Source organism: Gulosibacter sp. GYB002 (assembly GCF_036577665.1).
In the GTDB taxonomy this organism is placed as follows: Bacteria; Actinomycetota; Actinomycetes; order Actinomycetales; family Microbacteriaceae; genus Gulosibacter; species Gulosibacter hominis.
The window spans coordinates 1-17,550 of the sequence record NZ_JARBDD010000001.1 but is presented as its reverse complement, the minus strand read 5'-3'; the positions used below and the strand labels follow the sequence as shown (position 1 = coordinate 17,550).

At 62.5% G+C, this 17,550-nt stretch carries 16 protein-coding genes and 1 tRNA gene; 6 read left to right on the top strand and 11 right to left on the bottom strand.

Annotation, left to right across the window (positions count from 1 at the left end):
• Window positions 1–2: 2 nt before the first annotated feature.
• Window positions 3–974, bottom strand: a complete 972-nt coding sequence (locus tag PV375_RS00085; RefSeq protein ID WP_332105612.1) for an AAA family ATPase — start codon at window positions 972–974, stop codon at window positions 3–5.
• 23 nt (window positions 975–997) lie between these two features.
• On the opposite strand from PV375_RS00085, the gene rsmD reads away from it, so the two are divergent.
• Window positions 998–1,588, top strand: coding sequence for a 16S rRNA (guanine(966)-N(2))-methyltransferase RsmD (rsmD, locus tag PV375_RS00080; protein WP_332105611.1), 591 nt, complete (start codon window positions 998–1,000; stop codon window positions 1,586–1,588).
• 28 nt (window positions 1,589–1,616) lie between these two features.
• Here rsmD and thiL read toward each other — a convergent pair whose 3' ends face one another.
• Entirely contained in the window at window positions 1,617–2,660 is a 1,044-nt protein-coding gene (thiL, locus tag PV375_RS00075) for a thiamine-phosphate kinase (RefSeq protein WP_332105610.1), read from the bottom strand.
• A gap of 91 nt (window positions 2,661–2,751) precedes the next feature.
• On the opposite strand from thiL, the gene PV375_RS00070 reads away from it, so the two are divergent.
• Window positions 2,752–3,300 carry a DUF3515 family protein gene (locus PV375_RS00070; RefSeq protein ID WP_332105609.1) on the top strand — a complete coding sequence of 183 codons (549 nt, stop codon included), beginning with the start codon at window positions 2,752–2,754 and terminating at the stop codon, window positions 3,298–3,300.
• On the opposite strand, the gene PV375_RS00065 is transcribed toward PV375_RS00070, so the two are convergent.
• The 9 genes from PV375_RS00065 to PV375_RS00025 form a co-directional block, all read right to left on the bottom strand.
• A complete protein-coding gene (locus tag PV375_RS00065; RefSeq protein ID WP_332105608.1) occupies window positions 3,297–4,397 on the bottom strand; it encodes a D-alanine--D-alanine ligase family protein in 1,101 nt (366 codons plus the stop codon). The genes PV375_RS00070 and PV375_RS00065 overlap by 4 nt on opposite strands.
• Complete coding sequence (locus tag PV375_RS00060) at window positions 4,394–5,434, bottom strand: NAD(P)H-dependent glycerol-3-phosphate dehydrogenase (RefSeq protein ID WP_332105607.1); 1,041 nt, start codon at window positions 5,432–5,434, stop codon at window positions 4,394–4,396. Before PV375_RS00060 ends, PV375_RS00065 begins: the two co-directional genes overlap by 4 nt.
• A complete protein-coding gene (locus tag PV375_RS00055; RefSeq protein WP_332105606.1) occupies window positions 5,431–6,222 on the bottom strand; it encodes a lysophospholipid acyltransferase family protein in 792 nt (263 codons plus the stop codon). The genes PV375_RS00060 and PV375_RS00055 overlap by 4 nt, the downstream gene beginning before the upstream one ends.
• A gap of 5 nt (window positions 6,223–6,227) precedes the next feature.
• Window positions 6,228–7,598 carry a UDP-N-acetylglucosamine 1-carboxyvinyltransferase gene (gene murA, locus PV375_RS00050; protein ID WP_332105605.1) on the bottom strand — a complete coding sequence of 457 codons (1,371 nt, stop codon included), beginning with the start codon at window positions 7,596–7,598 and terminating at the stop codon, window positions 6,228–6,230.
• A complete protein-coding gene (gene leuD / locus PV375_RS00045) occupies window positions 7,595–8,245 on the bottom strand; it encodes a 3-isopropylmalate dehydratase small subunit (protein ID WP_332105604.1) in 651 nt (216 codons plus the stop codon). Before leuD ends, murA begins: the two co-directional genes overlap by 4 nt.
• A complete protein-coding gene (gene leuC, locus PV375_RS00040) occupies window positions 8,246–9,691 on the bottom strand; it encodes a 3-isopropylmalate dehydratase large subunit (protein ID WP_332105603.1) in 1,446 nt (481 codons plus the stop codon).
• Between the two features lie 172 nt (window positions 9,692–9,863).
• Window positions 9,864–11,732: an AMP-dependent synthetase/ligase gene (locus tag PV375_RS00035; protein ID WP_332105602.1), complete on the bottom strand. Its 1,869-nt coding sequence runs from the start codon at window positions 11,730–11,732 to the stop codon at window positions 9,864–9,866.
• Between the two features lie 63 nt (window positions 11,733–11,795).
• On the bottom strand, window positions 11,796–12,650 hold the full coding sequence (locus PV375_RS00030; RefSeq protein WP_332105601.1) for a PP2C family protein-serine/threonine phosphatase: 855 nt from the start codon (window positions 12,648–12,650) through the stop codon (window positions 11,796–11,798).
• A gap of 245 nt (window positions 12,651–12,895) precedes the next feature.
• Window positions 12,896–12,971: transfer RNA gene (locus PV375_RS00025), tRNA-Glu, on the bottom strand.
• A gap of 105 nt (window positions 12,972–13,076) precedes the next feature.
• Here PV375_RS00025 and PV375_RS00020 point away from each other — a divergent pair.
• The 4 genes from PV375_RS00020 (at window position 13,077) to PV375_RS00005 (ending at window position 17,286) form a co-directional block, all read left to right on the top strand.
• On the top strand, window positions 13,077–13,745 hold the full coding sequence (locus PV375_RS00020) for an MBL fold metallo-hydrolase (protein WP_332105600.1): 669 nt from the start codon (window positions 13,077–13,079) through the stop codon (window positions 13,743–13,745).
• Between the two features lie 112 nt (window positions 13,746–13,857).
• Window positions 13,858–15,504, top strand: coding sequence for a hypothetical protein (locus PV375_RS00015; protein ID WP_332105599.1), 1,647 nt, complete (start codon window positions 13,858–13,860; stop codon window positions 15,502–15,504).
• Between the two features lie 108 nt (window positions 15,505–15,612).
• Entirely contained in the window at window positions 15,613–16,821 is a 1,209-nt protein-coding gene (locus PV375_RS00010; RefSeq protein WP_332105598.1) for a hypothetical protein, read from the top strand.
• A 153-nt stretch (window positions 16,822–16,974) separates the two neighbouring features.
• Window positions 16,975–17,286 carry a thiamine-binding protein gene (locus tag PV375_RS00005; RefSeq protein WP_332105597.1) on the top strand — a complete coding sequence of 104 codons (312 nt, stop codon included), beginning with the start codon at window positions 16,975–16,977 and terminating at the stop codon, window positions 17,284–17,286.
• The last annotated feature ends 264 nt before the right edge of the window (window positions 17,287–17,550 follow it).

The window sequence follows — 17,550 nt, the reverse complement described above, 5'->3', positions numbered from 1 at the left end:
CGCTACGCTCCCGTAGGTGCGGGCACCTGCCGGGCGATCTGTTCGAGCACGCGCGCCGCATCCGCAAACGAGCTGGCGGCGCGCCCACCGCGGGTGCCGAGCACCAGGCGGTGTGCGAACACCGGCACCAGCAAATTGCGAATATCGTCGGGCACCACATAGTTGCGACCGGCCACAGCTGCCGATGCTTTCCCCGCCCGCAGCAGGTGCAGGGTGGCGCGCGGGCTCACCCCAACTCGCACCGCTTCGTGTTCGCGGGTGGCTCGGGCCAAATCAACGATGTACTGCTTCACGCTGCCGGCAACAAAAATACCCTGCACCTGGCTGATTGCCTCGCGGATCTGTGCCGCGCTCACCACCGGCTGCAGCTGCGCGAGCGGGTCGACCCGGTCGCGGCCCTCGAGCATGGCGAGTTCGGCACCGCGGTCGGGATACCCCATCGACACGCGTGCCATGAAGCGGTCGCGCTGTGCCTCGGGCAGCGGATAGGTGCCCTCCATTTCAGACGGGTTCTGCGTGGCAAACACCGTGAACGGTTCCGACAGCCGGTGGGTGACACCGTCCACCGAGACTTGCCGTTCCTCCATGCATTCCAGCAGGGCCGACTGGGTTTTGGGCGAGGCACGGTTAATTTCGTCACCAATCACGATGTTGGCAAAAACCGGGCCCGGCTGAAACTCAAATTCGTTGTTGCGCTGGTTGTAGATCGCCACGCCAGTGACATCGCTCGGCAACATGTCGGGGGTGAATTGGATGCGGTTCACATCCGCGGCCATTGCCCGCGCCAGGGTCTTGGCCAACACGGTTTTACCAACACCGGGCACGTCTTCGAGCAGCAGGTGCCCACCGGCAAGCAGCACGGTGATTGCCAATTGCACTCGATCGGCCTTGCCGATGATTACCTGTTCGACCGCCTCGCGGTAGCGAGTAATCAGGTCAAACAGCGCGGCCGGGGCGTCGGGATGCGTCGTCATGCTGTCCATCTTACGATCGAGCCATGACTCGAATCATTGCGGGCGCTGCAGCCATGACCCGGTTACGGGTACCTGCCCGTGGCACACGTCCCACCAGCGACAAGGTGCGTGAGGCGCTTTTTTCAGGGCTGGAGGCGAGTTTTGAATTCGAGGATGCTCGCGTGCTCGACCTGTATGCCGGCTCTGGCGCGCTGGGGCTTGAGGCGCTTTCGCGCGGTGCCGAGTCGCTCGTGGTGGTGGAGCGTTCGCGGCAGGCGGTTGAAGCGCTGCGCGCAAACATCGCGGCGGTGCAGCAGCGGATAAACGCGCCGGCACGGGTGGCAGCCGAATCGGTGCCACATTTTTTGCGGGCGGCCGCGGGCGAGTTCGACCTCGTGTTTATTGATCCACCCTATGAGCTCGACAATGCCGCGGTCACCGATGATCTCGAACTGCTTTTGCCACTGCTGTCGCCGGATGCGCTGGTGGTGGTCGAACGGGATGCGCGCTCGGGCGAGTTCACACTGCCCGCGGGACTCACGCTGTGGCGGCAGCGCAGCTACGGCGAGACGGTGCTGTATTTTCTTGAAGTACCTGTCAGCGACCCGAGCGTGGCTGACACCGCGGACAGCTAACGCGCACAGGCTCAGGCTGCGGCTTCGGCTATGCCGTAACGCCAACAAACGGGTCCCAGCCCGCCGGGTCGGCAGGCTCGCCGTCAACGAGGGTGCCGCATCCCTGTCGCACTGTGCCGATGGGGCGAACTGTGCCGATGCGACGAAATGGCCGCGGTAGTTCGGCATCGCACGCAAAGGTTGCCAGCAGCGAGTGATCTTCCCCGCCACCGAGCACGAATTGTTCGGCCAGCTCGGGGCCAAAACGCTCGGCAAGCGGGGCGATATCGGTGTGCAGCAGTTCGCGGCTGAAATCGAGCGCCACATCCGACGCTGCCGCCATCCGGTCGCCATCGAGCAGCAGCCCGTCCGAAAGGTCCATCATCGCGGTGGCGCCCGCGAGCGCAGCCGCAACTCCGGCGGAGATGGGCGATTCGGGTGCCAGCTGGACGGCAGTCAGCGGGTCGGCTTCTCCGCGGAACAGCAGATGCAACCCTGCCGCAGCACGACCGAGTGTTCCGGCCACCGCAATCTGATCGCCGGGACGCGCCCCCGATCGGGTGATTGGGTCGCGCCCCTGCAGGTCACCGAATGCGGTCACCGAGATCGTGATGTGTTCGGCTGTTGCCAGATCTCCACCGACGACCCCGCAACCGGGTGCGAGCCGCCGCAGCTGTGCGGAAACGCCATCCGCGAACTCGGCAACCCACGAAACTCGAGTGTCGCGCGGCACTGCGAGCGCGATTACCAGCGCGCTCGGCACCGCGCCCATCGCGGCGATATCCGACAGGTTTGTGGTGACGGCCTTGCTGCCGAGCTGCCGCGCGGTCGACCATTCGCGACGAAAATCGGGGCCCTCAATCATGGTGTCGACCGTCACCGCAAAGCGGCCGTCGGGTGCGGCCACAATTGCGGCATCGTCATCGGGGCCGAGTAGTGGCGTGCCGGTGGGGATGCGCGACAAAATTTCGGCGAGCACGCGCCGCTCCCCCGCCTGGGCGACAGTGAGCGACTCGATTTCGGTGCGGTTCGCGGAAGCGCCAGCGGTGCCAGATTTATCCCCGGACGCGGCGCGGTGCGGCTGTGCGGTCATGCGGCTACGTTACCGCCGCCAGGGGCCGTCCGGCTGACGGTGCTGTGCCCGCTGCCGGCGACTACACTGGTTCGGTATGCGTAGAGGTGTCATGGCCCGTGGACTCAGCGTGGGGGTGGGTGTGCTGCTGGTTTCAGCTTCGCTCACCGGATGTAATGCGCCCACCGGCCCGACAGTACCCATGGATGCTGCGCAGGATGCGGCCGATCCGGCCTGTGCCGAGACAATGGTGCGGCTGCCGATGAACCTCAACGGGCTTCCCAAGCGCAGCACCAATGCGCAGGCAACCTCGGCCTACGGTAAACCGGCGGCCGTACTGCTGCGGTGCGGGGTGCCCACGCCTGAGCCGACCACTGATCGCTGCATCAGCATCAACGGCATCGACTGGGTTGAACGCACCACCGATAACGAGGTCTATATCTACACGACCTACGGTCGCACACCGGCGCTCGAGGTGGTTATCGACACCACCAAAGCATCCGGTGAAGTGCTCACCGGCATCACCACCCCCGCGAGCTACCTGCCAAAAACCGGTGGCTGTGTGGGAGCCGAGGATGTGCTCGGTGAGACCAGCGTCCCCGAACCGGCTGACACCGGTCCAGCAAACACCGAGCCGGCAGCTAGCGAGCAGCCTCGCTAGCCGGCAGCGCGGCTGATTGCCACCTCGATGAGTTCGGTAATGAGCTCGTCATAGGGCAGCCCGGATGCGCCCCAACACTTGGGGAACATCGAAATCGGAGTGAATCCGGGCAGGGTGTTGACCTCGTTCACGAGAAAACCCTGCTCGTCGAGAAAAAAATCAACCCGGGCCAGGCCCTCGCAGCCGAGCGCATCAAAGGCGCGCACGGCCAACTGCTGCGCAGTGGCAAGCTCGTCATCGCTCAGTTTTGCCGGGCAATCGAGTCGCACCGCACTGTCGTCGAGGTATTTGGCAGCAAAGTCGTAAAACTCTGCCCCCTGCATCACGATCTCGCCGGCAACGGATGCGCGCGCCGCTTCACCGCGGCGGCCACCGAGCACCGCAATCTCGATCTCGCGGCCGGTGATTGATTCTTCTACCAGTACGTGATCGTCCTCGGCGAATGCCACCCGCATCGCCTCGTCAAGCCCGGATGCATCCGCAACTTTGCTCACGCCAACTGACGATCCAGCACGAGCCGGTTTAACAAAAACCGGCCACCCCAGTTCGGCAACCTGCTTGGCAACCGAATCACGTGCATCCCGCCACTGCTCAGCAAACACGGTGATGCCGCCGGCCACCCGCAGCCCCGCGGCGGCCAGCAACAGCTTGGTGTAGTGCTTGTCCATCCCCGCAGCCGATGCGAGCACGCCCGAACCCACAAACGGCAGGCTGGTCATCGCGAGCATGCCCTGCAGGGTGCCATCCTCACCGTAGGGGCCGTGGATGAGCGGCAACACCACATCCACCTGGGCAAGTGGTGCAACTGTGTTGTCGCGAACCACTCGCAGCTCGCGGCTACCGACACTGTCGGGCAGCAGCACACGGGTGCCGTTGTCGAGCACCTCGGGCATTCGTTCGGGGTTGAGCTGGAATTTCGCGGGATCGTCTGATTCGAGCACCCAGGCACCCTCGCGGGTGATGCCCACCGGAATGACATCGAATTTTTCGCGATCGATTGCGCCCAGCACCCCGGCGGCGGTGGCACACGAAATGGTGTGTTCGCTTGATCGTCCCCCGAACAGAACAAGCACCGTGCGGCGGTTCGTTGCGGTCATTCCCGATCTCCTGTTTCAGTAGCGAGGTGTGGGGCCAAGTCGGCCGGATGCATCTGCCCCTCGAGCACGGCCGCAATCTGAGTGACGATCGGCATTGGCACCGAGTGCTGCTGCGCAATCAGCAGAATCGAGTGCACCGATCGCAAACCTTCCGCGGTCTGCGCCATCCGGCTGGTTACGTCACTGTAGCTGTATCCCTGCCCGAGCAACCGGCCCGCCGTAAAGTTTCGTGAAAGTGGCGACATACAGGTGGCGATGAGATCGCCAAGGCCCGCCAGCCCCATCATGGTGTCGCGCTGCGCTCCCATCGCCACCGCGAAGTCGGTGATTTCAGCCAGGCCGCGGGTCATAATCGCGGCCTTGGTGTTTTCACCAAAACCAACGCCGTCGGCGATACCGGTGGCGATAGCGATGAGGTTTTTGAGCACACCACCAAATTCGGTGCCCACCACATCTGCGTTTACGAAGGTGCGCAGATACGAGTTGCGGGCAAGCTGTGCCACCTTCACCGCCAGCTGCTGCGAAGCTGAGGCCACCACGATTGCGGTGGGCTCTTCACGGGCGATTTCGAGGGCAATATTTGGCCCCGAAGCGACCGCCACCCGGTCGGCTGGCAGGCCAGCCACCTCCATAATGACCTCGCTCATCCGTTTGCCGGTTGAGCGTTCCACGCCCTTCATGAGCGAAATAATGGATGTATCCGCACCCAAATGACTCTTGAATCCCTCAAGATTTTCGCGCGCCGACTGTGCCGGAACCGAAAGAAAAATCAGCTCGGCAGCGGCCACCGCTTCGGCCACATCCGCCGTCGCTCGGATACGTTCGGGAAGATTCACGCCGGGCAGATACGCTGTGTTGCGATGCGCATCATTGATCTCATCGGCAAGCTCGGGGCGCCGCACCGCGAGGGTGACGTCATTGCCGCCGTCGGCGATGATCTTGGCGAAGGTTGTGCCCCAATTACCGCCACCAACTACGGCAACTCGCCCGCGTGGCGGCAACGGGATCGAACCGGTCGTCGGATACCACTCGGTCACTTCACATCACCATCGCGCTGGATTTCCGATCGCTTCGGGTCGGCCGTGGGCATACCGAACTCAGTCTGGCCATAGCGCACCGGATCGTACAGTTCGGCGGGCGCAGTCTCGCCCCGAATTTGTTCCAGCAGCTTGGTAATTTCGCACATGACCTGCGCCGTGGCCGCATCGATAGTGGCACGGTCGTCGCGCTCACCCACCAGCTCGCGCACCGAAATGGGTTCACCAACCCGCATCACAATGGGCGTGCGCAGCCGAAAGCGAAACTTTTTTTGGAAGCGCGGCACCACCCGATCGGCGCCCGTGGTTGCCACGGGAATGATCGGAATATCACCCGCGAGCGCGAGCCGGATCGCGCCCGACTTACCGCGCATCGGCCAACCGTTCGGTTCTCGGGTGAGCGTGCCCTCGGGATACACAATCACGCCGCGGCCGTGGTCGACGAGCGTCTGGGCTGCCTCGAGCGCCGCCCGTTTACTGTTTCCGTGCCCGCGGCCACGCTCCACCGGGATTTGACCGCTACGACGCAGGAACCAGCCCAGCACCGGAACTTTGAATAGCGAGGCTTTTGCCATGAATCGTGGTGCCCGGCCGAGCTTCCAAACCCCAAAACCAACCACGACCGGGTCGATGTCGGAGTAGTGGTTGGGGGTGAGGACGAACGGCCCGGTACGCGGCAGTTCACCCTGAATGTCGTATTTGAACAACAGCGTCGACGGTAACCATCCCAGCCCTGCCATCAGCCAAAAAAACGACGGCCGGCTTTTTTCGGGAGACCAGCGTGCCACAGCGATTAGCCCTCGACCGTGAACTCGGCACCGAGCATCCTGAGCTTGCCGAGGAAGTTCTCGTAGCCGCGGGCGATGATGCCGACATTTGTCACGGTCGATTCGCCTTCTGCCATGAGCGCTGCAATCAGGTGGCTGAACCCGCCGCGCAGATCCGGCACCTCAATATTGGCCCCGTGCATCTTGGTGGGCCCAGAAATGACCGCCGAGTGCACGAAGTTACGCTGCCCGAACCGACATTTTTGGCCGCCAAGACATTCGCGGTGCAGCTCGATCGTCGCGCCCATCTTGACCAGCGCGTCGGTAAAACCGAAGCGCTGCTCATACACGGTTTCGTGCACGATCGAAACGCCGGTGGCCTGCGTGAGTGCCACCACCAGCGGCTGCTGCCAGTCGGTCATAAACCCGGGATGCACATCGGTTTCGATCACCACCGGCTTGAGCGGTGTGCCGGGATGCGCAAACCGAATGCCGTCATCAAACACCTCAAAAATGCCGCCAGCTTTGCGGAAGACGTTGAGGAAGGTGAGCATTTCAGCCTGTCGAGCGCCCTCGACAAAAATCTCGCCGCCGGTGGCGAGTGCCGCAGCTGCCCAGCTGGCAGCCTCGTTACGGTCGAAGATCGAACGGTGGTCATAACCGCTGAGCCGCTCAACACCCTCAACTCGGATGACTCGGTCAGCATCCACCGAGATCACGGCACCCATCTTCTGCAGCACATTGATGAGGTCCATAATTTCGGGCTCGATGGCCGCGTTCGACAGTTCAGTAAGGCCCTGCGCCCGCACCGCGGTCAACAGCACCTGCTCGGTGGTACCCACCGACGGGTAGTCGAGCCGGATCTTCGCCCCGCGCAGGCCTTCGGGGGCAGTCAGGTGGATGCCCTCGGGCAGCTTGTCGACCACGGCACCGAATGAGCGCAGCGCCGACAGGTGAAAGTCGATGGGACGGTCGCCGATACGGCAGCCACCCAGGTCGGGGATGAATGCCTCACCCAGCTGGTGCAGCAGCGGCCCGCAGAACAAAATCGGGATGCGGCTGGAACCGGCGTGCGCGTTGATCTCGGCCATGTGTGCCGACTTGACGTTCGTGGGATCAAGGCGGATGACGCCGCCATCAACGTCACGTTCGATCATGACGCCGTGCGCGCCAAGCAGACCCGAAACCACGCGCACATCCGAAATATCGGGCACATCGCGCAGGGTGCTTGGCGAATCACCGAGCAGTGCGGCGACCATGGCTTTGGTGACGAAGTTTTTTGCACCGCGCACCACGATACGACCGTTCAGCGGGCGGCCTCCCGTGAAGGTGATGGTGTCGGAGGTTAGTCCGACCGACTTACCCGCTGCCGCAGCAGCCTCACTCAAAGTGTTCACGCGTTGACATCCTCAGCTGCATCATTGGCAATAGTGCCGGGTTCGGTACCGCCCAGCGCCGGCAGAGTTTTTGGCATCCAGCCGGGCCGCTTGGCTTCAAAGTCGGTGATGGCCGCCTCATCGCGCAGGGTGAGCGCAATATCGTCGAGCCCCTCCATCAGCCGCCAGCGGGTGTAGTCGTCAATTTCAAAATCAAAACTCAACTCGCCCACGCTCACGGTGCGTGCGTGGAGATCGATCGTGGCTGCAATGCCGGGGTTCGACTCGATCGCGTCCCACAGCTGTTCCACTTCCGACTCGGCAATCTGCGCGATCAGCAGCCCCTGCTTACCCGAGTTGCCCTTAAAAATTTCGCCGAAACGCGAGCCAACAACGGCGCAAAAACCGTAGTCACGCAGCGCCCACACGGCGTGTTCGCGGCTCGAGCCGGTGCCGAAATCGGGGCCAACAACGAGCACGCGCGGGTTCGCATAGGCGGGGTCGTTGAGCACGAACTCGGGGTCTTGACGCCACCGCGCGAACAGGGCGTCATCAAAACCGGTTTTGGTGATCCGCTTGAGATACACCGCGGGAATAATTTGATCGGTGTCGACATTCGAGCGGCGCAGCGGCACCGCGGTGCCGACAACAGTGGTTACGGGCTCCATTTAGGCGACCTTCCCTTCCTGCTCGGTAGCGTCCAGATCCCAGGGGCTCGAGAGCGTCCCGCGCACCGCGGTTGCGGCGGCAACCAGCGGTGACACCAGGTGGGTGCGGCCGCCCTTACCTTGGCGGCCCTCAAAGTTGCGGTTAGAGGTGGATGCGCACCGTTCGCCAGGCTCGAGCTGGTCGGGGTTCATCCCCAGACACATCGAGCACCCGGCAAACCGCCATTCGGCACCAAAGTCGCGCACGATTTTGTCAATGCCCTCGGCCTCGGCTTGCAGTCGCACCCGAGCCGAACCGGGAACGACCATCACCCGCACACCATCGGCCTTCTTTCGACCCTGGATAACACTGGCGAAGGCACGCAAATCTTCAATGCGCGAGTTCGTGCACGACCCCATAAACACGGTGTCAACCGCGATCTCCTTCATCGGGGTGCCGACCTCGAGCCCCATGTATTCGAGCGCCCGCTCAGCGGTGGCTCGGTCTACCGGGTCGCTGAAATCGGCGGGGTTCGGCACGCTCTCGCTGAGAGATACACCCTGACCCGGGTTGGTACCCCAAGTCACAAAAGGTTCGAGCTCGTTCGCATCGATGTTGACCTCGGCATCGAACACCGCACCCTCGTCGGTGGCGAGCGAACGCCAGTACTCGACAGCCGCATCCCAGTCTGCCCCCTGTGGGGCATGCGGGCGGCCCTTGAGGTATTCAAACGTGGTTTCGTCCGGTGCCACCATGCCGGCGCGGGCGCCGCCCTCGATCGACATATTGCAAATGGTCATCCGGCCTTCCATCGACAGCGCGCGGATGGCCGAGCCTCGGTATTCAAACACGTAGCCGGCACCGCCGCCGGTGCCGATCTTCGCGATCACTGCGAGGATGATGTCTTTGGCAGTAACGCCGGGGCGCAGCTCGCCCTCAACGTTGATGGCCATGGTCTTAAACGGCTTCAGTGGCAGCGTCTGAGTGGCCAGCACATGTTCTACCTCGCTGGTACCAATGCCGAATGCCATAGCGCCGAATGCGCCGTGGGTCGAGGTGTGTGAGTCACCGCACACCACGGTGATACCCGGCATCGTCAAACCCAGCTGCGGACCAACCACGTGCACGATGCCCTGTTCGACGTCACCGAGCGAGTGCAGTCGAATACCGAACTCTTCAGCGTTGCTGCGCAGCGCGTTGATCTGCTTTCGCGAGGTGTCGTCGGCAATGGTGCCGAGGATGTTCTCGGTTGGCGTGTTGTGGTCTTCGGTGGCGATGGTGAGGTCGGGACGTCGCACCTGACGCCCCGCCTGGCGCAGGCCGTCAAACGCCTGCGGGCTGGTGACCTCGTGCATGATGTGGAGGTCGATATAGAGCAGGTCGGGATTACCGTTCTCGCCCTGCTTCACTACGTGCGAGGCCCACACCTTTTCGGCCAGCGTGCGGGGTTGAGCATTGTTCGTCATGTCTAAGGGGATCTCCTGATCGTGCGAGTGCAGGCGCGGAAAGCCTCCGCGGCGGGAGTCGCCCGTGGTTACCACCCGCCGCGGCAAGAAAGTCGCCGCTGCCAGAAACGCATGCCAGCAATGCTAACACCGAGCATTGCGCCCGCCTCGTAGCGGTGTGGCAGTGGCGGCATTATGAAGAGCGCGAACTCCCCGGCAGCACCTCATAGATGCGATCAATCACCGAGCGCAGCCGTTTCACAAGCTCCTTGCGTTTGAGTTTCAGCGTCGGGGTGACCAGGCCACCGGCATCAGTGAGGTCAGCAATCACCAGTTCAAATTTGCGGATCTGCTCGGCCCGCGACAGTCGCGAGTTCGCTTCATCGACAACTTTGCGTACCGCCTCGTGCAGCCGCTCATGCACCACGCTCAAATACCCACCCAGGTCGGGCAGTTCGAGCGACGGTAGGTCAGAGATGCGTTCTCGCAGGGCCCACTTTTGCACGGCTTCAGGATCGAGGACGATCAGTCCGCCCAAGAAGGGTTTCCCCTCGCCCACCACAACCGCGTGCGCTACGAGATCAAGCGATTCAACGGCCCGCTCCCACTCGGTGGGCAGCATGTTTTTCCCGCCCGCCGTAATGATCATGTCGCCGCGTCGGCCACGGAGCATCAACCGGCCGCGTTCATCCAGTTCGCCATAGTCACCGGTGCGGAACCAGCCGTCCACGAATGCCTCTGCCGTCGCCTCGGCCGAGGTGTATCCGCGACACACGCCCGGGCCCTTAGCAAGCACCTCGCCATCATCGGCGATCCGCACCGACGACCCGGGCATCGGATACCCAACCGTCTCGGACACAAAATCGTCCAGCAGGTTGCCAGTAAGCGGGGCCGTGGTCTCGGTGAGCCCGTACCCCTCAATGATTGGAATGCCGAGGCCCCGGAAGGTGAGCGCCAGATCGGGTGACAGCGCCGCCGCCCCCACCAGAATCTGCTGCATCCGGCCACCAAGCGTGGCGCGGATGCGGCGATAAAACAGCCGCTCATACAGCTGATACCGCAGCCGCTGGCGGGCTGTAATTGGCGCCACCGGTCTACCCGCATCAACGGCTTCCATCCGCATACCCCGCAGATGGGCAAATTCACGGGCCCGCTCCCACAGCCAGTACAGATGCTTTTCACGAGCCGCATCGCCGGCGGCAATGAGGATCTTCTGCAGCACGCGCGGGACAACCATCACAAAGGTGGGTTTCAGCGTGGCCATCGCCGCCACCGCCTGCTTCGGGTCGCCTATGAGCGCCACCCGCACCCCGGATGCCAGACAGATATAGAACACGCCGCGCGCCAGCACATGCGCCATCGGCAAAAACAGCAGTGTGTTGGCCTGTTCATTAGCGAAGCCGCGATATTTGTCGGCAACGGCCATCACCTGACCAAGAAAATTGCCGTGCGTGATGAGCACGCCCTTGGGGCGAGAGGTGGTGCCAGAGGTGTAAACAATGCTCGCGAGACTCTCGTGCGCGGGAAGCTGGCGCAGCCGCTCAATTTCCGCATCCGACACTTCGGCACCGGCCGCGCGCAGATCGTCAAGGGTCGGCGCACTTTCGGTATCCATACCCCACACCTGCGCACCACTGCGCCCCAACTCGGCGAAAGCCTGCCGCAACCGGTCAACATGCTCGCTGCTGGCACCAATGGCTGCCACCGCATCGCTATCGTCCAGAATTAGCTGCACTTGCGCGAGCGCTGAGCTTTCGTAAACCGGCACTACAACGGCGCCGATTACCTGCATCGCGAGATCGAGCAGCGCCCATTCAAACCGGGTTGGTGAAAGGATGGCCACTCGCTGCTCGGGCTCAACACCCGACGCAACCAGGCCCTTGGCCACCGCAACCACCTGCGCTTTGAACTCGGTGGTGCTGATCTGAGTCACCTCACCGTTTTCGCTCGGCACCTCGAAAATGATGTGATCGGGGCCGGCTTCCGCGCGCTGCCACAGCAGATCACCAAGATTGCGGTAGCGCTCAAGGTCGAGATTCAACGGTGTGGAGATTTCACGCATGATGGTTTTCCCAGTCGGTAAAGCTCCCCAGCTGCGGGGTGCGCGGTAATGATGCAGCGGTTGCTATTCAGATTCCGAAACCGATTCGGTTGGGGATTCCACTCCCTCACCTGAAACCGGCGTCGATTCCACCGCCACAACGGTGATGTTGTCACGCCCGCCACGTTCAATCGCTCGATCGATAAGCGTCTGTGCGAGCGTTCGAGTTACCCCGGTTTCGACGGCATAGTTCTGAATGATCGCCCCGATCTCATCGTCCGATAGCTCCTTAGTGAGCCCATCCGAACAGATCACGAACAGCTGGTGACCTTGCACCGGCATCAGCCACAGATCTGTGTGCACCTGCGTGTCCGAACCGACAGCACGGGTAATGACATTGCGATCGGGATGAACGAGCGCCTCTTCCTCGGTGATGATGCCGAGATACACGAGTTCTTGCACCGCCGAGTGATCGACGGTGATCTGCACTACCGATCGCCCATTCCAGCCATACACGCGTGAATCGCCGACGTTAAAAATCATCCAATAGGGCGCAACGTCCGTCTCCCCGTCGGGGTCGACATCTACGAGCGCAACGCCGCTTACGGTGGTTCCGGCGATCGCACCCGGCTCACCATCGTTGGCCATCAGTTCTTGGATGCGTGTGTTGGCAGCATCGACTGCCGCAATCACATCTTCGGGCGTGGTTGGCCGCCGGTGATCATTGAACGTTTCACCGAACACCTCAGCGACCGTATTCGAAGCCAGATCGCCGTACGAGTGTCCGCCCATACCGTCAGCGACCAGGTAGACCGGCGCGCCCGCATAAAATGCATCCTCGTTCACGGCACGCACAAGACCAACATCAGTCGCAGCGGAGCCGCGAATTTCAAGCTCCCCTGCTGAAGTGGCAATGCTCGCCGCAAAGTCCGAACTCATCTCGCCCCTTAGCGCTTGGTTAACTCGGCCACTCTATCGCGCATTTGGTTATAAAACAGAACCTGCCAGCCAGCGAATTATTGCGGGCCGAAAACTTGCGCCGATGTACCGCTTTCGGAATCCTAGCCCGGATGCTGCCAGAAAGCGCCAGAGCCCGAGGAAACCGTGTGCGAGAAAACTGGCCCCCGGGCATCGTGCGAGAAAACAAAAGTGCCGAGTCAGGATTCCTAACTCGGCACTCGCACTGGTGACCCCAGCGGGATTCGAACCCGCGCCGCTGCCGTGAGAGGGCAGTGTCCTAGGCCGCTAAACGATGGGGCCTCACCTTGGCTGCCGCGTGGGCAACTCTCATAGTTTGCCATGGCTATATGCGCATGTCAAATCAGGCTTCACTTGAATTTCATGGTGCACCGCTACCCTGCCTCCATGCAGATCACAAAATTCGAGCACTCCTGCATCCTGCTTGAGCAATCGGGCCGCCGCCTCTACCTCGACCCCGGCAAGTTCACAACGCCCCTCACCGAGTGCGGCAGTGTGGATGGTGTGGTCATCACCCACGAGCACGACGACCACTTCGTTGTCGAACAGCTGGCTCGCATTGCAAAACAATCACCAAATGTGCAGGTGCTCACCACGACCCGCGTTGCCGATCTAATCGATGCAGCCGAGCTCGAAGATATCGGCACCGTACACATCGCCGCACCCGGTGAGACCGTGCAACTCGGCGCCTTCAGCATCACCGTTTTCGGTGGCACGCACGCCGAAATTCACTCCAGCATCCCCCGCATTGACAACATTGGCGTGGTGGTCAATGGCGCCTTTGCCTACGCCGGCGATGCTTACGACCCCATCCCCGCCGGTTTTGATATCCAGCTGCTTGCGGTGCCCGCCTACGGCCCCTGGATGCGCATGGCCGACTCGATCGATTATCTGCTGTCGGTACGACCCCAAGCGGCATTCGCGGTGCACGAAATGCTGCTGTCGAGGCCCGGAAAAGAGCTTGCCAACGCTCGCTTCCAGGCGGCAGCAGAGTCATACGGAGGCACCTACCACGCGCTAGCTCCGGGCGACTCAATCAGTATCAGCCGCAATTAGTGAGCGCATCCCGCACAAAAATTTTCGCATCGGGAACTTTCCGCACCATGGCGCGCTCCAATCAGTGACTTCGAAAAACCACCGAAACTTCCTCCCGAAAGGAATCCCGATCATGTCGCAGCACAGCTCGCCCGCACCAATGGACAGCTCGCCGGTTGATTCAGACCAGCTCGATGGCAATGAAGCAACGAACACCAACCCGACCGGCACCGACGCAGCCAACACCGAAGGCGGCTTCGACGAATACGGCCTGAAAGAAATCGACGCCGACGGCAACGGCATCAACGACTCGTACGCGGTCGATATCACCGGAAACAATCAGGCGGATGCAATCATCACCGACGCCGACGGCGACGGTAACTACGAAACCGTACTGGTCGACACCGACGGCGACGGCAAATTTGACTCGGCTGCCTACGACGTCGACGGTGACGGCGTATATGACGAGTTCGGTTATGACTCGAACGGCGACGGCAACTACGACCAGCGCTTCAGCGCAGACGGCACCCCGATCACCGACGGCGCCACCGACTCGGATCAGGCCCAGCCCATCGATCCCACCGGTGGCATTGGCGACACCGGTAGCGTTGACGACACCGGTAGCGTTGACGACACCGGCGGCACCGACGACAGCGGCCGTGCACCCAACGATGCTGGCGACGGTGGCTTCGACGAATACGGGATGCAGGAAGTCGACCTTGATGGCGACGGCATCAACGAAACGACCCTTTACGACTGGGACGGCGACGGTAAGGCCAACGCGCAGTTCATCGACACCGACGGCGATGGCCAGCAGGACTATCTTGTTGCCGACTCTGACGGTGACGGGGTTGCCGACACGTTCGCGAAGGACGTCGATGGCGACGGCATCCCCGACGACTACGCCTTCGACTTCGATGGCGATGGCGTTATCGACTCGACGTATAGCGATAGCGGGGACGGCACCACCCAGGAGCCCGTGGGCACCGAACCACAGCCCGGCACCGGCGCAAACCTCTTGCCCGAACTCGGCGATGAGACCCCCGAGTCGGTAACTGCCGAAGACCTTGCCCCGGGTGCGGGTAACTACTCATCCTCGAACGCGGTGGATGTGGACGGTGACGGCACCGTTGATGCCACCCACTATGACATCGATGGCGACGGTGTCGCCGACCAAACGCATATCGACCAGAACAACGACGGCGTCATTGACGAAATCGCTGTCGACACCGACGGCGACGGCATCAATGATGCGCGTGTGCTCGACACCAATGGTGACGGCGTGATGGACCGCGTCGAGGCCGACACCGACGGCGACGGCGTGATCGATGTGGTCGGTTTTGACAGCGACGGTGACCGCCGGATCGACACGATCGAAGCCGACACCACTGGCGATGGCCGCTTTGACACTCGCGTGTCAGACACCACCGGCGACGGCGTTTTTGACACCCAGCTCAGCGACACCGACGGCGACGGCATCATGGATGAGACCACCGAGTACGGTAGCGGTCTCAGCAGCCCCACGGTGGGTAACCAGTTTGATCTCGACGGCGACGGCGTCAACGAATCAACCTATGTCGACCTCGACGGCGACGGCGAGCTCGATGCGCTCGGCTCCGACTTTGATGGCGACGGTGTGGCCGAGATCGTCTACATCGACACCGACGGCGACGGCAGCTACGACACCGTGATGGTTGACACCGACGGCGACGGAACCCTCGACTCGACCATGGTCGATGCCGACGGTGACGGCCAGTTCGACGGCACCGAAGCGTACTAATAAAAAAATTTGTGATCGGATGCGCGGAGTCAGGAACTTTATTCCTACTCCGCGCATCTCACTTATGACCAAGCGATCTACTGAAGACCAAGGCGAAAGGTAAGAACAATGACCAACGAACAGTCGAACCTCCCCACCACTGGCGAAGGCATCACCCCCGTCGACCTCGACGGCGACGGCATCACGGAAGCCGCCGAAGTTGACACCAATGGCGACGGCATCAGCGACGCCATGGTGATTGACACCGACGGTGACGGCCATATTGACCTCGCTACCCTCGACAGCGACGGTGACGGCCACCAGGAGACCACGCTCCTCGACACCGACAACGATGGCCAGCCCGATCTCGCACTGGTTGACAGCGACGGCGACGGCTTTGCCGATGCATCCACCACTGACCTCTCGAGCCTCGAAGGCGGCAGCACCGCAGACGAGTACGGCAGCGAGCCGAACGACAACTACGGCGTCCCCGCACCAAACGCCACCCCCGAACCCGATGCAACCGGCGGCACCGATGCTCCGAGCGACACCGGTGAGCCGACTGACACCGGTTCGACTGACACTACTGAACCGACTGACACTACTGAACCGACCGACCCCACCGGTGGCTACGGCAGCACCGACAACTACGGCACCGACCCGGTGAACAACGACGGCACCACCACGCACGAGGCCACGATCGACGCCGATGGCGACGGCATCAACGACTCGGCCATGGTCGACATGGATGGCGACGGTGTCGCAGAAACCCTGATCACCGACACCGATGGCAACGGCGTTGCCGATATTTACACTGTCGACACCGACGGCGACGGCCGCGTTGACACCGAGTACTACGACACCAACGAAGACGGTGTGATCGACACCAGCGGCTACGACAGCAACGGTGAGAGCACCACCGAGCCCACTGACGACTACGGCACCTCGGAGCAGGATGGCGCCCAGGGTATCCCCGGCCCCGGTTCCGACTACGGCAACGACTCTGGCAGCGAATTTGGTGGCGACTACGGCGCCGACGCTACCGAACCGACCGACAACTACGGCACCACCGATGACTACGGCACCGAACCGGTGGGCGACGGAGGCACCGAGTCGTACTCGGGCTACTCGGAAGACACGTTCGACTCGGACGGCGACGGCGTCGCCGACTCGGCACACTTCGACCTCGACGGTGACGGAGTTGTCGACGCCGCTGGTGTCGACGTCGATGGCGACGGATACGTCGACGAGATGTACGTTGACACCGACGGCGACGGCGTATACGACGAGACCCACGTCGACACTGACGGAGACGGCGTACTCGACACCATCGTGTAACGCAGACGAACTGCATCCGAACGGGGTGCCCGTGCCAAAAGGTGTGGGCACCCCGTTCGTCTTGTGTGGCGTTGTTTGTCGGCTACGGCCAGTGCAACACCGTGGAACGTAAACTGAGCGCATTGCATCCCCAAATGAGCCAGGAGGATTCCCATGCTCGCAGCATTTTCGGTTGCCCCAAGCGGCACAGGACGAGCTGACGGTTCGGTATCGGACGCGGTGGCTGCAGCAGTCGAGGTGGTGCGTGCATCCGGTGTTGCCCACCGTACCGATGCGATGTTCACAACGCTCGAAGGCGAGTGGGACGAGGTTTTTGCGGTGATCAAGGCAGCGACCGAGGCGGTGGCGCCATTTGGCTCGCGCATCTCGCTCATCATCAAGGCTGACATCCGCCCCGGCTACGAGAACGAGCTCGACAACAAGATGGCCCGGCTCGAACGCGCCATCGACGAGCGCCAGCAGTAGCCGCGGCCCGGCTGCCCGCACCCCGGCGCGCGAGCGGCGCATCCCGCCCACACCAGCGCGCATCCCGCCCACACCAGCGCGCTTTTCACGACGCCCCGAGCTCGTTTTGTGTGGGTTCGCGTCAAATGTATGTGGCAGAACACACACATTTGACGCGAATGCACACACGAGGCGGTAAGCGCGGCGGTGAGCGCGGCGCGGACGCGCGGCAGCGCGTGCGCGGCAGCGCGTGCGCGGCAGCGCGTGCGCGGCAGCGCGTGCGCG

Excerpts from the sequence above, each read along its gene's own strand:
- PV375_RS00005 (WP_332105597.1), top strand. The coding sequence starts at position 16,975 with ATGCTCGCAGCATTTTCGGTTGCCCCAAGCGGCACAGGACGAGCTGAC.
- PV375_RS00035 (WP_332105602.1), bottom strand. The coding sequence starts at position 11,732 with ATGCGTGAAATCTCCACACCGTTGAATCTCGACCTTGAGCGCTACCGC.
- PV375_RS00010 (WP_332105598.1), top strand. The coding sequence starts at position 15,613 with ATGACCAACGAACAGTCGAACCTCCCCACCACTGGCGAAGGCATCACC.
- PV375_RS00020 (WP_332105600.1), top strand. The coding sequence starts at position 13,077 with ATGCAGATCACAAAATTCGAGCACTCCTGCATCCTGCTTGAGCAATCG.
- thiL (WP_332105610.1), bottom strand. The coding sequence starts at position 2,660 with ATGACCGCACAGCCGCACCGCGCCGCGTCCGGGGATAAATCTGGCACC.
- PV375_RS00085 (WP_332105612.1), bottom strand. The coding sequence starts at position 974 with ATGACGACGCATCCCGACGCCCCGGCCGCGCTGTTTGACCTGATTACT.
- PV375_RS00030 (WP_332105601.1), bottom strand. The coding sequence starts at position 12,650 with ATGAGTTCGGACTTTGCGGCGAGCATTGCCACTTCAGCAGGGGAGCTT.
- rsmD (WP_332105611.1), top strand. The coding sequence starts at position 998 with ATGACTCGAATCATTGCGGGCGCTGCAGCCATGACCCGGTTACGGGTA.
- PV375_RS00065 (WP_332105608.1), bottom strand. The coding sequence starts at position 4,397 with ATGACCGCAACGAACCGCCGCACGGTGCTTGTTCTGTTCGGGGGACGA.
- leuC (WP_332105603.1), bottom strand. The coding sequence starts at position 9,691 with ATGACGAACAATGCTCAACCCCGCACGCTGGCCGAAAAGGTGTGGGCC.
- PV375_RS00015 (WP_332105599.1), top strand. The coding sequence starts at position 13,858 with ATGTCGCAGCACAGCTCGCCCGCACCAATGGACAGCTCGCCGGTTGAT.
- leuD (WP_332105604.1), bottom strand. The coding sequence starts at position 8,245 with ATGGAGCCCGTAACCACTGTTGTCGGCACCGCGGTGCCGCTGCGCCGC.
- PV375_RS00070 (WP_332105609.1), top strand. The coding sequence starts at position 2,752 with ATGGCCCGTGGACTCAGCGTGGGGGTGGGTGTGCTGCTGGTTTCAGCT.